This window comes from Undibacterium sp. 5I1, assembly GCF_034314085.1.
Taxonomy (GTDB): domain Bacteria; phylum Pseudomonadota; class Gammaproteobacteria; order Burkholderiales; family Burkholderiaceae_D; genus Undibacterium.
In genome coordinates, this window is the sequence record NZ_JAVIWI010000001.1 from 4295387 (window position 1) to 4309489 (window position 14103).

Sequence of the window (14103 nt, forward strand, 5' to 3'; positions counted from 1 at the left end):
CTGACCAGCAATCTGAAGACGGCGCCAGCATGCGAGTTGTGCGATCCTCAAACTGGGGAGGTGATTTTTGCCAGTCAGCGGTGGCGAGTATTGCTGGTCGATGATGCCAATTACCCGGGTTTTTGTCGCGTGGTGTGGAATGACCATATCAAAGAAATGACGGATTTGCCGGCAGCAGAACGCCATGAAGTGATGGATGCCGTCTGGCATGTCGAGTGGGCGATCCGTGAGGTAATGCAGCCACATAAAATCAACTTAGCCAGCTTTGGCAATATGGTGCCGCATTTGCATTGGCATATTATTCCGCGCTACACCGACGATCTGCATTTCCCGAATCCGGTATGGGCGCAGGCAAAAGTGACCGCCGATGCGCAGGACGAATCAGCTCTGCTGACCATCAGCGCCAGACAGGCTTTATTGCCCGGATTGAAGGTCGCGATTATTAATCGTTTATCCCAAAACAGCGAAAATTAATCAAGGGTGTAATTAAGGAAGTAATTCAGAATTTCCACCGGAACAGCACCAGGCAGTTCGCCAAAGGTACAATTGCCGGTATTACGCGTGGACTTACAGCGATTTAACATATACTCCCCCTCATTTTTATCAATATTGCCGTATTGTCCAATGATTATATGGACAATTAAATATACATGGTGGGAGTATATATTTAAAGTGTTCTGCGCCTGGGAATACGGTGTTTGTCTTAAGTGCTTGTTAAGCTGACCGGCAAGTGACTGTCAAATAAGCAAGCAGCACCAGTGCCCGCAATACTTTAATTGCTCAATATCAACCATCAACATAGCAGCCAGCACAGCAGGAACATCATGACAGGCTCCAAACAAAGTATCCCGACACCAATCCCCACGGCATTAAATGTACGTACTCAATCACGCGTGTTGGAGGTTCATTTTGACGACGGCAAAGAATTTACCTTGCCATTTGAATTGCTAAGGGTGTATTCGCCTTCCGCTGAAGTACGCGGCCATGGCGTCGGGCAAGAGACCCTACAAACCGGCAAGCGCGACGTGACGTTGACGGCGCTTGAGCCCGTTGGCAATTACGCGGTACAGCCACATTTCTCCGACACCCACAATAGCGGGATTTTTAGCTGGGATTATCTGTATTGGCTGGGCGAAAATCAGGCATCACTCTGGCTGGATTACATGACGCGATTGCATGTAGCAGGTTATCCAGATGACACTGGCCGCGATGCGCCTATGCAAGACAAGCAAGCAAGTGCCTGCGGTCATCAACATTGAGCTAAAACCGGCAGAGCCCTATAATCCGCATACTTATGCGCACAATCTCTTATCAGCCAATATCATGACCAATACCACTCATTTCGGATACACCACCGTAGAAGAAGATCAAAAAGTACACAAAGTGGCGGAGGTTTTTCACTCAGTTGCCGCTAAGTACGATGTGATGAATGACCTGATGTCGGCGGGCTTGCACCGCGCATGGAAAATTTTTACGATTGCCCAGGCTGGCGTGCGACCAGGCTTCAAAGTGCTGGACATTGCTGGCGGCACAGGTGATCTCGCCAAAGAGTTTGTCAAGCAAGCTGGCAGGACAGGCGAGGTCTGGCATACCGACATCAATGAGTCCATGTTGCGAGTCGGTCGTGATCGCCTCTTGAATAAAGGCTTGATTACCCCAACATTACTTTGTGACGCAGAAAAATTGCCTTTTCCTGATAATTACTTTGATCGCGTGAGTGTGGCATTCGGTTTGCGGAATATGACGCACAAAGATCAGGCATTGGCAGAAATGCAGCGAGTACTAAAACCGGGCGGCAAATTGCTGGTGCTGGAATTTTCTAAAGTGCCGGAAGTGATGCAAAAGCCTTACGATCTGTACTCTTTCAAGGTGCTGCCTTGGTTGGGACAAAAGATTGCGAATGATGCTGACAGTTATCGTTATCTGGCTGAATCAATCCGTATGCACCCTGATCAGGTGACTTTGAAGGGCATGATGCAAGACGCTGGTCTAGATCGCGTGCAGTATTTTAATTTAACGGCAGGTGTGGCCGCTCTCCACACTGGTATCAAACTCTAGGAGTTGCAGGTATGAACAAGATTTTTAATAAAGCAGTCGTTTCCATCATGCTGGTTGCAGGTGCACTGGCAATGACCGTATCTGACGCAGATGCTAAGCGTTTGGGCGGCGGCGGGTCGATTGGACGTCAGTCTAGTAATGTGTCGCGCCAGGCTGCGCCACCAGCTAATAATCCAGGCAGTAATTTGAATCAAACTAAACCGGCTGCACCAGCCGCAGCACCAGCGCCGGGCGCAGTTCCACCAAAGCCAGCTAGTCCTTGGAAAGGGATTGTAGGCGGCTTGATTGGTGGCGCCTTGTTAGGTGCGATGTTCTCGCATTTTGGTCTGGGCGGTGCTTTAGGCGGCGCATTAGGTTCCATCCTGACAATCGCTTTATTGGCTTTTGCAGTGATATTTATTATCAGAATGTTCCGCCGCAATAGTGGTAATAATGGAAGCAGCTCAGCACCATCGGCGTTTTCGCAACCATCTTATGCAGGAGTCCCTTCTAACACACCAGAAATCGGCTCCCGTATTGAACCTGCTACGCAAACAAGTTCCTTTAACACTTCCGCGGCAGCACCTGTGGCCGCTGCACCGTGGGGCGTTCCGGCAGATTTTGATGTGCCAGCATTTTTGCGTAATTCAAAAACCTACTTCATCCGTCTGCAAGCGGCATGGGATAAAGCCGATATTAGCGATATCCGCGAATTCACCTCGACTGAGATGTATGCAGAAATCAAACTGCAAATTCAGGAGCGTGGCGCTAGCCCGAATGTGACCGATGTGGTGTCGATCGATGCCGAGTTAATGGGTCTGGAAACGGTGGGCAATGATTACCTTGCCAGCGTCAAGTTCAGCGGTATGATCAAAGAGGCAGCTAATGCGCCGGCAGAAGCGTTTAATGAAGTCTGGAACTTGTCTAAACCTATCAACGGTCAAGGCGGTTGGGTATTGGCCGGTATTCAGCAGCTTTGATGCAGCAACTTTGATATCGCTTTAAGTAGATCAATCTCAAACCTCCCGACAGGGATAAACTGTTAAACTGGAAACCGCCCATCAACCATGGGCGGTTTTTTTATTTGATCATGACATATACGCTTCCTATCGTTCTCTTCATCAATCATTTGCTGGCACAGGAAAACTGGGCTAAGAGCGAGCTATTACCTCACGCGGGAAAAATTGCCTGCATCGATTTGCAGGCATTTACAATCCGCCTAAAAATAACTTCTGATGGCATGGTGGAGTCCCTCGCACCTGATCCGGTCGAGCTTAAAGCTGAAGCTGATGTTGCTAGTCAGGCTGAGCGCAACAACGTCACCATCCGTCTTCAGCTCAGCGATCTGCCTTTGATCGCCCAAAATCGTGAGCGCGCTTTTTCTTATGTCAAGATAGAAGGCGATGCCGACTTTGCTAATACGATTTCTCATCTAAGTCAGCATTTGCGCTGGGAGGCAGAAGATGATCTGAGCAAATTGTTTGGAGATATCGCCGCGGTCCGCATGGTATCTGGCGCACGCAGTCTGATGCAGGCTGCTAAAGAGACGCATCAAAAAATCCAGGAAAATCTTGCCGAGTATTTTCTCGAAGAAAACCCGATGTTAGTCCGTCCAGCGGCAGTTACCGCGATGGGGACAGAAATCAATAAGTTACGTGATGATGCAGAACGTCTCATCAAGCGCTTAGAAAAATTAGAAAGGTTGCGTTGATGCTGTTTAAGTTTTTGCGTCTCTTCAAAATCATCCGTATCGCAATTCGCTATGGGATTGATGAAATTGCGATTTCAGGTTTGTCGGTGCCGCGCACTGCCAGAGCGATTAATGCCTTACTTTTTTGGCGTGATTTGTCCGCACCGCGCGGCGAACGCTTGCGTAAGGCACTAGAAGACTTAGGGCCGATTTTCGTCAAATTTGGTCAGGTGTTATCGACCCGCCGTGATCTGATGCCGCCAGATATTGCAGACGAACTCGCCAAACTACAAGATCGCGTACCCTCGTTTGACCCTGATCTGGCAATTGCGCAAATCGTCAAGTCTCTGGGTGCGCATCCTGATCAATTGTTTGCCAGTTTTGACCGGATTCCTGTGGCTTCTGCCTCCATTGCTCAGGTGCATTTCGCTACACTCAAAGATGGGCGAGAAGCTGCCGTCAAAGTGCTACGTCCTGGCATGAAGGACACCATCGATAAAGACGTCGCGCTGATGCAAATTGCCGCAGGCTGGCTAGAAAAACTCTGGGCCGACGGCAAGCGCCTCAAGCCACGTGAGGTCGTAGCTGAGTTTGATAAATACTTGCATGATGAATTGGATTTGATGCGGGAAGCCGCCAATGGTAGTCAGCTACGGCGCAATTTTGCTGATTCCGATTTACTGCTGGTGCCTGAAATGTACTGGGATTATTGTTCTTCCTCCGTGATCGTGATGGAGCGCATGAAGGGTATTCCGATTTCTCAATTAGATAAGCTAATTGAGGCCGGCGTCGATATGTCCAAGCTGTCGCGAGATGGTGTCACTATCTTCTTCACTCAGATTTTCCGGGATGGATTTTTCCATGCGGATATGCATCCGGGTAATATTTTAGTCTCCACCGAGCCAGCGACTTTTGGGCGTTATATTGCACTCGATTTTGGTATCGTCGGCACGCTCAATGATTTTGATAAAGATTATTTATCGCAGAATTTTTTGGCTTTCTTCCGTCGAGATTACAAACGGGTTGCAGAGGCACATATCGAATCTGGTTGGGCACCTAAAGAAACCCGTGTCGATGAATTGGAAGCTGCGGTACGTGCTTGTTGCGAGCCGATTTTTGATCGCCCATTGAAAGATATTTCGTTTGGTCAGGTCTTATTGCGCTTGTTCCAAACTTCTCGCCGCTTTAATGTAGAAGTACAGCCGCAATTAGTTTTGCTGCAAAAAACTTTGCTGAATATTGAAGGTCTGGGCAGGCAGCTTGATCCCGATCTGGATCTGTGGAAAACCGCCAAACCCTATCTGGAACGCTGGATGAGTGATCAGATCGGCTGGCGCGGTTTGTTAGAAAAATTTAAAGCAGAGGCACCACGTTACAGCCATATTTTCCCGCAATTGCCACGACTTGCACATCAGGCGCTGACCCGAGCAGGTACACAAGGTGAGAATAGCGAACTACTTTCCGCACTGCTGCTAGAGCAACGAAGTACTAATAAATTATTACGTACTATTATTTATTTTGGTGGTGGTGCCATTGCAGGTGCATTATTAGCGCAATTAGTTTTACATTTGCTATACCTCTAAGCTTATTACAATGCAAAACTTCTCCAGTAAAGATTCTGCCGAGACGCGTTTTTGGGATGAGCGTTTTGAAACTGCATTTACTCCTTGGGATAAAGGCGGCGTCCCTCAAGCCTTGCAAGATTTTGTCCGGGCTGCAGAGGCACCATTGGTTACCTTGATCCCGGGTTGTGGTAATGGCTATGAAGCCGCTTTTTTTGCGCAAGCCAATTGGGATGTCACCGCGATTGATTTCTCTCCCGTCGCTGTGCGAAGTGCGCAGGCAGCTATCGGTGTCTGGAGTAAGCATGTGATTGAGGCTGACTTTTTCCAATTTAATCCAGCACGTCCGTTGCAACTGATTTATGAGCGCGCGTTCTTTTGTGCCTTACCTCCGCGTTTACGCAAAGATATTGTGCAACGTTGGGCTGGTTTATTGGCGGAGGGCGGCTTACTGGCAGGCTACTTCTTTTTTGAAGATGTGCCGAACATAACATCAGCAACGTCAGCAACGTCAGCAACGTCAGCAACGTCAGTAACATCAGCCGCTAAAGCCGCAACACCGAGCGCATCACAGGATACAAAACCTAAAGGCCCACCGTTTAGTATCCAGCGCCAAGCTTGGCAAGAGCTGATATTGCCCTATTTTTCGTTGGTGGAAGATTGTGATGTCAGCGATTCTATTGATGTATTTAAAGGGAAAGAGCGCTGGCAAATCTGGCGGCGGCTACCCGTTTCTGTCACTTGATAATCTGCCTGCAAAGTCCTGCCAGCGACAAGTCAGTATTGACCTGCGTGCTGTAAATACAATTACCTGAATTGTCATGAATTTTTTAAAACCCCGCTCCCCTTTAGCGCATTTAACCGGCATTCCATTGAACGCTAATGCAGTCACTACTTTGCATAGCGCGCTGGAGTTTCGCTTGGAGTTGCTTAAACAAATTGCCTCCGCAAAACAGCGCATTTATCTCTGCAGTTTATATCTGCAAAATGACGAGGCCGGTAGCGAGCTTGTAGAAGCATTGCACAAAGCAAAAGCAGCTCGCCCTGCACTTGATATTGCGGTGCTGGTGGATTGGCACAGAGCGCAGCGCGGGCTGATCGGTGAGGCTAAAAAAATAGGCGAGCAGGCGGGTAACGCCGGTTGGTATCAAAAAATTGCATCAGCACATACGACACATGTCCCCATTTATGGCGTCCCAGTTCAGACCAGAGAATTATTCGGTGTCTTACATCTAAAGGGTTTCGTCATTGACGATAGCGTCATCTACAGCGGCGCTAGTTTGAATAATGTTTACCTGCATAAATTTGATAAATATCGACATGACCGCTATCTGATTTTGCAAAGTACCGCACTGGCGAATTGTATGCAGTTGTTTATTCGAGAACATCTGTTATCTGCTTCTGCGGTACATCGGCTGGATATCGCAGAGATTCCGACAACGCAAAGCATTCGCGGTGATATCCGGAGTTTTCGTGAAAAACTCAAACAAGCGCGTTACAGCATTAATTCGCAGGACCATAGCCAGACAGAGGGAAGTGAATCAACAAGCCTGAGCGTGACGCCTTTAGTTGGCGTTGGTAAAAATAATCCACTCAATAAAGTGATCTGCCAGTTGCTCGCTGCAAGCAAGCATCAGATTACAATTTGTACGCCTTATTTCAATTTTCCTTTAGCGGTCACCAGAGAAATCAATCGCGCCTTAAAACGTGGCGTTAAGATTGATATTATCGTTGGCGATAAAACTGCGAATGATTTTTTTATTCCGCCAGATCAGGCGTTTAAAATCATTGCTGCTTTACCTTATCTGTACGAGACTAATTTGCGTCGCTTTGCAAAGTCACATCAGACGGCCCTGAATAACCGGCAACTTAATTTGCATTTATGGAAAGATGGCGACAATACCTATCATCTGAAAGGTGTCTGGATTGATCAGAATTACACCCTTATGACGGGCAACAACCTCAACCCCAGAGCATTTCGCCTGGATCTGGAAAACGCTCTACTGATCCATGATCCGCAACATGAATTAGCCAAACAAAGAGAAGCTGAGCTGCAAAGTATTTTTTTGCACACGATGCCAATCGACCATTACCGCTCGCTAGAAAAAACCAGCATGTACCCGGTTGAAGTGCGTAAATTATTAAGCCGACTGAGCAGAACCAGGTTAGATCGCTTGGCTTATCGGGTGCTTTGATAGCCCACCAAATATTAAAAAAATAAATTAGAACTTATACGAAATAGTGCAAGCAGGGCCGCTACACCTTGCCGTAACAATTTTGCGTAGGTCCTAAAATATAACGCCTTAGCTCACCGATAAATTCACATTAACTTACCACTCTCTGACTTGTGTCACTTAAGTTTGGGCAATTCTTAAGCGTCAGAAGTTTGCAGTTGTTTATATCTGGGGACGAGCTGAAGCTTAGATTTCCAGCGAAAACGCATCACTTGTCGTGTTACCATGTCCAAAATCATATAAAGTATTTAATCTATTCAATACATGCTATTCGGACGCAAAAATAATTCATTTTCTAATACAGATACTTTTCCGTTAACGGATTCTGTAATTGATTTTGACGAGACTTTGCCATCGATAGAGTCTACCGGGCGCCGCCAAAACGATACGTCGAGGGCCCCAGCCAAACGCACAACTCTTCAAAAATGGCTCATAGCTAGCGCAATGATTGCCTCATATTTCGTTGGTATTTTGATTTTCTATACTGTCGGCATGGTACAAAAATCAACCGTGTTGGTGCTAATGGGTTTGATCGCAGTTTTTCTTTTAACTTATTATTTGATTTTTAAGTCTGGCCTACATCTTAAATTTCGTGAAAAACGTTTAAAGCTACCGATCGTCACTACTGCTGTGGTATCTATGTTGTTGACTTGCTACCTTGATCCATCAACTCACATCCTTTTTACACCGTTCACCTTTATTGCAATCGCTTACGGTATGTATCGTATTTCCAGGCGCGATGTGATGTTGCTGGCCGGTGCCATATTGATTGGATTTGCGTTTGTGATGTACTTGCATTATTACAATTGGCGTAATCCTGCTTTGTTAAAACTGGAGTTTATGCACTTTGTCACCTTAGCCATTTCTTTGCCAGCGTATGTGTTTTTAACGGGGAAAGTACAGCTATTACATCGTGTCTTGCATCGTGCGAGTCGTAAAATCAAAAACATTGAAGAAGATGCGCAAAGAGATAATTTGGTCGGCTGTTTTAACCGGCGTTATATTGTCACTGCGCTTGAAGAACAAAAACAGTTGGCGGACGAGAACAAAACTCCGTTTTGTTTAGGGGTAATTGATCTGGATCACTTCAAACGGATTAATGACGAGCTTGGTCATCTTGGTGGCGATGAGGTTTTGCGTACTTTTTCACGTATTGCCCAAGAGAATATCCGTTCAGGTGACATATTCGGCCGTTATGGCGGAGAAGAGTTTTTGCTAATTTTTCCTACAACTTCATTGTTACCTGCGTTAAATACATCAGAGCGTATTCGTTCTCAAGTAGAACTGTATGCCTGGGATGGCGCATTGCAACGTCGTGTATCTGTCTCGATTGGCGTAACGCAATATATTCCTGGTGAATCAGTGTTGGAACTATTCTCCAGAGCTGACACCGCTATGTATATGGCGAAAGAGGGCGGTCGTAATCAGGTTGTTGTTGAAGAACCTGTTGAGCGTTAATAGAAGACTCGCAACTTAGCCGTAAAAATAAAACCGCTAAAGTTGAGCGCGGCATGGCACTCATGTTGATTAAAAGATTTTAGATTTTCCCTAAAATCGCTTCCCCCAATGTTTATAAGCCTTTCTAGCCCAATTGGGCCTGGAAGGCTTATGCTATCTGGACGTCCTTTCGCAGATTTTTTTGAAGCACTTTTGTAGTTCGCGTTCGTATGCAAACAAACATATAAGTCGTCACTACCTAATATTTCCCTGCGATACGGTGAGATATTGACCTATTGAGTTGTTATGCAATTACCAGCCACAATTAAGTTACAAACTGCCTTTGTTTTTACGCACATCTGGGTTAAACCTCTTGCAACTTGCCGTTATAATTCTTTCAGTAAATTTTCAAGCCATTTTTATTGACACTTTTTCGTGTCTTTTGACATCTTATTCGCTCGCACATTCATGAATACTCTTATCTGGTTTGTCATTCTGTATTGGATTATCTCGATCGGTATCGGTTTATACGCCGCCCGCTATGTGAATAACTCTAAAGACTATGCAGTTGCTGGCCGTGCATTGCCTATGTACATCGTCACTGCGACTGTATTTGCGACGTGGTTTGGGTCAGAAACGGTGCTGGGGATTTCTTCCACATTTGTGAAAGATGGTCTGAGAGGGGTGGTCGCCGATCCTTTTGGCTCTTCGCTGTGTTTGATTTTTGTCGGGCTGTTTTTTGCTCGTCCGTTATACCGTATGAACTTACTGACGATCGGCGACTACTACCGCAATAAGTTTGGCCGCACGGTAGAAGTCTTGGTTACTTTATGTATCGTGGTGTCGTACCTGGGTTGGGTTGCCGCGCAAATTAAGGCATTGGGTCTGGTATTTAACGTGGTATCGGGTGGTGCGATTTCTATGGATCTGGGCATGATGATTGGCGCCGCCAGTGTGCTGATTTATACCTTGATGGGTGGTATGTGGTCGGTAGCGATTACTGATTTTTTACAAATGATTATTATCGTGATCGGCATGTTGTACATCGGATGGGAAGTCTCTGGCATGGTCGGTGGCGCAGGTAATGTTATTGCGCATGCAGCGAATGCTGGCAAGCTGGAATTCTGGCCCGCACCCAATGCCAAAGATGCCCTCTGGTTCTTTGCTGCATGGATCACGATGATGTTGGGATCTATTCCACAACAGGACGTGTTTCAACGGGTAGCCTCGTCTAAAAATGAAAAAATCGCTGGTAACGCCTCTGTTCTGGGTGGCGTATTGTATTTTTGCTTTGCTTTTATTCCTATGTTCCTAGCCTATTCTGCCACCATGATCGATCCCAAAATGGTCGAAAGCTTAATCGACAAGGATTCTCAACTGATTTTGCCGACGCTGATCATGACCAAAGTGCCAATGCTGGCGCAAGTGATGTTCTTCGGTGCTCTGCTATCTGCAATTAAGAGCTGTGCCAGCGCTACCTTGCTTGCACCTTCTGTCACTTTCTCTGAAAACATTTTGAAGGCATTTTTCCCCAAGCAGACGGATAAGCAATTCCTTTTTATGATGCGCTCTGTCGTGTTGGTGTTCACGCTCATCGTGACGCTATTTGCAATGAACACAGGTTCTAGCATCTATAAAATGGTTGAGAATGCTTATAAAGTGACTTTGGTCGCCGCTTTTGTGCCGCTTGCTTTTGGTTTGTATTGGAAGCGTGCTACTACCCAAGGTGCTTTGGCATCGATAGTGCTGGGTTTGACTTCATGGATATTTTTGGAAATCCAAAGCCCTGAGGGTTTATGGCCTCCGCAACTGGTCGGGGTTGTGGTCAGCATGGCCAGTATGATTGTTGGTTCTTTGTTACCGCAATTCACTCCAAGGCAAGCGGCAGTCTGAGGTTAGTCTGACCTCGGCCTGGATTCTTGCTGAATAACTTGTAGGACTTACGCAAAACCGCACCAACTGCGTTACAGCGGCCTAGCCGTACTTAAAGACTGTCTTCGTCGCTACGCGTTGTTGGAACAAATTTGCGTAAGTCCTAACTTGGTCAATAAGATCGGCATTGAGGTCGGGAAAACCTTTATAATTCAGGGTTTTACAAGTTTTCTGGATGAACGAAGATGCCTATCTATGCTTATCGCTGTGAAGAGTGTGGTTTTGCCAAGGATGTATTGCAGAAAATGTCTGACGATCCTCTTAGCAATTGTCCCTCTTGTGGCAAATCAAGTTTTAAAAAGCAGGTAACGGCTGCAGGTTTTCAGCTTAAGGGTTCTGGCTGGTATGTGACGGATTTTCGTGGTGGTTCTGGTGGAGCAACTGCCCCAGCGGCCAATTCTGAGTCGGATGCGCCGTCTTCCTCCAGCGCAGAATCTGGCAAAGACAGCGGAACCGATGCAGCTACTGGTGCGGCTAGCATGACTAGTGCGAGCAGTACAACCAATGCAGGCAATCCGACCCCTGCTGCGCCGACTAGCACATCCTAATTGCAATACTCCATACTGGACGAAAACATCTGATTCAGTCACGAACTTAAATTGAACTTAATTCCATTAGCCGTTAGACAAATCAATGCGTAAATACTTTATTACAGGCTTACTGATATTGGTGCCTTTAGCCATTACCTTATGGGTATTGCATGCCATTATCAGCACAATGGATCAGTCATTGCTCTTGTTACCTGAGCAGTGGCGGCCAGAAGCACTGTTTGGTTTTAAAATTCCGGGCCTGGGTACTATCCTGACTTTGCTCATTATTTTTGTCACGGGTTTGCTGACACAAAATTTTATTGGCAATTATGTGGTCAAGATTTGGGAAGGCTTGCTAAACCGCATTCCTATCGTCAATTCGATTTACTCCAGTGTTAAGCAGGTTTCGGATACTTTATTTTCGTCTTCCGGTAACGCTTTTCGTAAAGCCGTGTTAGTACAGTACCCACGTCAAGGATCGTGGACGATCGGTTTTCTAACTGGTGTTCCGGGCGGGGATGTGGTTCAGTATCTGGATGGTGATTACGTTAGTATTTACGTGCCGACCACACCAAATCCAACATCAGGATTTTTTCTGATGGTACCAAAAGCAGATGCAATCGAATTAGATATGAGCGTTGATGCCGCTCTAAAATATATTGTATCAATGGGTGTAGTCGCACCCGATCAACTGCCAGTTGAAAAAAAATAAAGGCAATATTGCTGGGTTTTTAGCGCTTGATCTCATATCAGGATAAAAATCATAGAGTCATTGGGTATCAAAAATTAACGTAATTTTGTATAAATTTAAAACAGACAGGTAAGAAAATATGTCCATGCGTACTCACTATTGCGGCCTCACCACTGAGGAATTACTCGGCCAAACCGTCAGCCTGTGCGGCTGGGTGCATCGTCGCCGTGATCACGGCGGGGTTATTTTTATCGATTTGCGTGACCGCGAAGGCCTGGTGCAAGTTGTCTGCGATCCTGATCGCGCCGATGTATTTAAAGCCGCAGAATCAGTCCGTAATGAGTTCTGTCTGCGCATCACTGGCGTAGTCCGTAGTCGTCCCGACGGTACCGTCAATGCTAATTTGAAGTCTGGCAAAATCGAAGTGCTGGCACACAATGTTGAAGTGCTCAATCCATCGGTTACACCACCGTTCCAGCTCGACGACGACAATTTGTCTGAAACAACTCGCTTGACACATCGCGTCTTGGATCTGCGTCGCCCGCAAATGCAAAACAATTTGCGTTTGCGTTACAAAGTGACGATGGAAGTGCGTAAGTTCCTGGATGCGAATGGTTTCATCGATATCGAAACGCCCATGTTGACCAAATCTACGCCAGAGGGCGCACGCGATTATTTGGTGCCATCTCGTGTCAACGCAGGTAGTTTCTTTGCGTTGCCGCAGTCACCGCAATTGTTTAAGCAGTTGCTGATGGTCGCCAACTTTGATCGCTATTATCAAATCACTAAATGCTTCCGCGATGAAGACTTGCGTGCTGATCGTCAACCAGAATTTACCCAGATCGATTGCGAAACTTCGTTCATGAATGAACAAGAAATCCGCGATATGTTCGAGGGCATGATACGTCTGGTATTCAAAAACACGCTAGATATCGATTTACCAAATCCTTTCCCAGTAATGGATTTTGCTGAAGCGATGGGGCTATACGGTTCCGACAAACCAGATATGCGCGTTAAGCTGCAATTCACCGATTTGACGGCAGTAATGAAGGACGTTGATTTTAAAGTCTTCTCCGGCGCGGCAAATATGGATGGTGGTCGCGTAGTCGGCTTGCGCGTACCGGGCGGTTCTAACATGCCACGCTCTGAGATCGATGCTTACACGCAGTTCGTCGCGATCTATGGCGCTAAAGGTCTGGCTTACATCAAAGTGAATGAAAAAGCTAAAGGCCGTGATGGTTTGCAGTCTCCAATCGTTAAAAATATCCACGATGCAGCGATCGCACAGATTTTAGAATTGACTGGTGCTCAAGATGGCGATCTGATTTTCTTCGGAGCGGACAAAGCTAAAGTGGTGAATGATGCGATCGGTGCTTTGCGCGTCAAAATCGGTCATAGTGAATTTGGTAAAGCCAACGGCTTGTTTGAAAACGTCTGGAAGCCATTATGGGTCATCGACTTCCCTATGTTTGAGCATGATGAAGAAAATGATCGCTGGACTGCGACGCACCATCCTTTCACTGCACCAAAAGATGGCCATGAAGATTTCATGGAAACTGATCCGGGCAAGTGCATCGCCAAAGCCTACGATATGGTCTTGAATGGTTGGGAATTGGGCGGCGGTTCTGTCCGTATCCATCGCGCCGATGTACAAAGCAAAGTATTCCGTGCATTGAAGATTGACGACGCAGAAGCGCAACTCAAGTTTGGTTTCTTGCTGGATGCCTTGCAATACGGCGCGCCTCCGCATGGTGGCCTGGCATTTGGTCTGGATCGTATTGTGACAATGATGACGGGTGCAGAATCTATCCGTGACGTGATCGCTTTCCCTAAGACACAACGTGCGCAATGTTTGTTGACGCAAGCACCGTCTGCTGTGGATGAAAAGCAATTAAAAGAATTGCATATCCGTTTGCGTGCCGCTGAACCGGTAATCAAGGCATAAGTAGCGATCATCAACGGTGGTAATCAACGGCGTTGATCAGCAAAC

At 46.5% G+C, this 14103-nt stretch carries 13 protein-coding genes; all 13 read left to right on the forward strand.

Annotation, left to right across the window (positions count from 1 at the left end; translation table 11 throughout):
- Positions 1–12 precede the first annotated feature (12 nt).
- The 13 genes from RGU72_RS18800 to aspS all read left to right on the forward strand — a co-directional run bounded on the left by RGU72_RS18800 (position 13) and on the right by aspS (position 14058).
- A complete protein-coding gene (locus RGU72_RS18800; protein WP_322121689.1) occupies positions 13–474 on the forward strand; it encodes an HIT family protein in 462 nt (153 codons plus the stop codon).
- 350 nt (positions 475–824) lie between these two features.
- Positions 825–1259, forward strand: coding sequence for a DUF971 domain-containing protein (locus RGU72_RS18805; protein ID WP_322121197.1), 435 nt, complete (start codon positions 825–827; stop codon positions 1257–1259).
- Between the two features lie 64 nt (positions 1260–1323).
- On the forward strand, positions 1324–2058 hold the full coding sequence (gene ubiE, locus RGU72_RS18810) for a bifunctional demethylmenaquinone methyltransferase/2-methoxy-6-polyprenyl-1,4-benzoquinol methylase UbiE (protein WP_322121198.1): 735 nt from the start codon (positions 1324–1326) through the stop codon (positions 2056–2058).
- A gap of 11 nt (positions 2059–2069) precedes the next feature.
- Positions 2070–3017, forward strand: coding sequence for a Tim44 domain-containing protein (locus RGU72_RS18815; RefSeq protein ID WP_322121199.1), 948 nt, complete (start codon positions 2070–2072; stop codon positions 3015–3017).
- A 110-nt stretch (positions 3018–3127) separates the two neighbouring features.
- Entirely contained in the window at positions 3128–3748 is a 621-nt protein-coding gene (locus tag RGU72_RS18820) for a ubiquinone biosynthesis accessory factor UbiJ (protein ID WP_322121200.1), read from the forward strand.
- Entirely contained in the window at positions 3748–5310 is a 1563-nt protein-coding gene (ubiB, locus tag RGU72_RS18825; protein ID WP_322121201.1) for a ubiquinone biosynthesis regulatory protein kinase UbiB, read from the forward strand. The genes RGU72_RS18820 and ubiB overlap by 1 nt, the downstream gene beginning before the upstream one ends.
- Positions 5311–5320: 10 nt before the next feature.
- Entirely contained in the window at positions 5321–6034 is a 714-nt protein-coding gene (locus RGU72_RS18830; RefSeq protein ID WP_322121202.1) for a methyltransferase domain-containing protein, read from the forward strand.
- A 76-nt stretch (positions 6035–6110) separates the two neighbouring features.
- On the forward strand, positions 6111–7484 hold the full coding sequence (gene pssA / locus RGU72_RS18835; protein WP_322121203.1) for a CDP-diacylglycerol--serine O-phosphatidyltransferase: 1374 nt from the start codon (positions 6111–6113) through the stop codon (positions 7482–7484).
- A gap of 483 nt (positions 7485–7967) precedes the next feature.
- On the forward strand, positions 7968–8981 hold the full coding sequence (locus RGU72_RS18840) for a GGDEF domain-containing protein (RefSeq protein WP_322121204.1): 1014 nt from the start codon (positions 7968–7970) through the stop codon (positions 8979–8981).
- 447 nt (positions 8982–9428) lie between these two features.
- Positions 9429–10853: a sodium:solute symporter family protein gene (locus tag RGU72_RS18845; protein ID WP_322121205.1), complete on the forward strand. Its 1425-nt coding sequence runs from the start codon at positions 9429–9431 to the stop codon at positions 10851–10853.
- Positions 10854–11077: 224 nt separating this feature from the next.
- Positions 11078–11440, forward strand: coding sequence for an FmdB family zinc ribbon protein (locus tag RGU72_RS18850; protein ID WP_322121206.1), 363 nt, complete (start codon positions 11078–11080; stop codon positions 11438–11440).
- Between the two features lie 85 nt (positions 11441–11525).
- Complete coding sequence (locus RGU72_RS18855) at positions 11526–12134, forward strand: DUF502 domain-containing protein (RefSeq protein ID WP_322121207.1); 609 nt, start codon at positions 11526–11528, stop codon at positions 12132–12134.
- Positions 12135–12252: 118 nt separating this feature from the next.
- Positions 12253–14058, forward strand: a complete 1806-nt coding sequence (gene aspS / locus RGU72_RS18860) for an aspartate--tRNA ligase (protein WP_322121208.1) — start codon at positions 12253–12255, stop codon at positions 14056–14058.
- The last annotated feature ends 45 nt before the right edge of the window (positions 14059–14103 follow it).

What these genes read in the sequence shown, in the direction of transcription:
- RGU72_RS18845 (WP_322121205.1), top strand. Translation starts at nt 9,429, where the DNA reads ATGAATACTCTTATCTGGTTTGTCATTCTGTATTGGATTATCTCGATC.
- RGU72_RS18805 (WP_322121197.1), top strand. Translation starts at nt 825, where the DNA reads ATGACAGGCTCCAAACAAAGTATCCCGACACCAATCCCCACGGCATTA.
- RGU72_RS18850 (WP_322121206.1), top strand. Translation starts at nt 11,078, where the DNA reads ATGCCTATCTATGCTTATCGCTGTGAAGAGTGTGGTTTTGCCAAGGAT.
- RGU72_RS18820 (WP_322121200.1), top strand. Translation starts at nt 3,128, where the DNA reads ATGACATATACGCTTCCTATCGTTCTCTTCATCAATCATTTGCTGGCA.
- RGU72_RS18855 (WP_322121207.1), top strand. Translation starts at nt 11,526, where the DNA reads ATGCGTAAATACTTTATTACAGGCTTACTGATATTGGTGCCTTTAGCC.
- aspS (WP_322121208.1), top strand. Translation starts at nt 12,253, where the DNA reads ATGTCCATGCGTACTCACTATTGCGGCCTCACCACTGAGGAATTACTC.
- pssA (WP_322121203.1), top strand. Translation starts at nt 6,111, where the DNA reads ATGAATTTTTTAAAACCCCGCTCCCCTTTAGCGCATTTAACCGGCATT.
- RGU72_RS18815 (WP_322121199.1), top strand. Translation starts at nt 2,070, where the DNA reads ATGAACAAGATTTTTAATAAAGCAGTCGTTTCCATCATGCTGGTTGCA.
- ubiE (WP_322121198.1), top strand. Translation starts at nt 1,324, where the DNA reads ATGACCAATACCACTCATTTCGGATACACCACCGTAGAAGAAGATCAA.
- RGU72_RS18830 (WP_322121202.1), top strand. Translation starts at nt 5,321, where the DNA reads ATGCAAAACTTCTCCAGTAAAGATTCTGCCGAGACGCGTTTTTGGGAT.
- RGU72_RS18840 (WP_322121204.1), top strand. Translation starts at nt 7,968, where the DNA reads ATGATTGCCTCATATTTCGTTGGTATTTTGATTTTCTATACTGTCGGC.
- ubiB (WP_322121201.1), top strand. Translation starts at nt 3,748, where the DNA reads ATGCTGTTTAAGTTTTTGCGTCTCTTCAAAATCATCCGTATCGCAATT.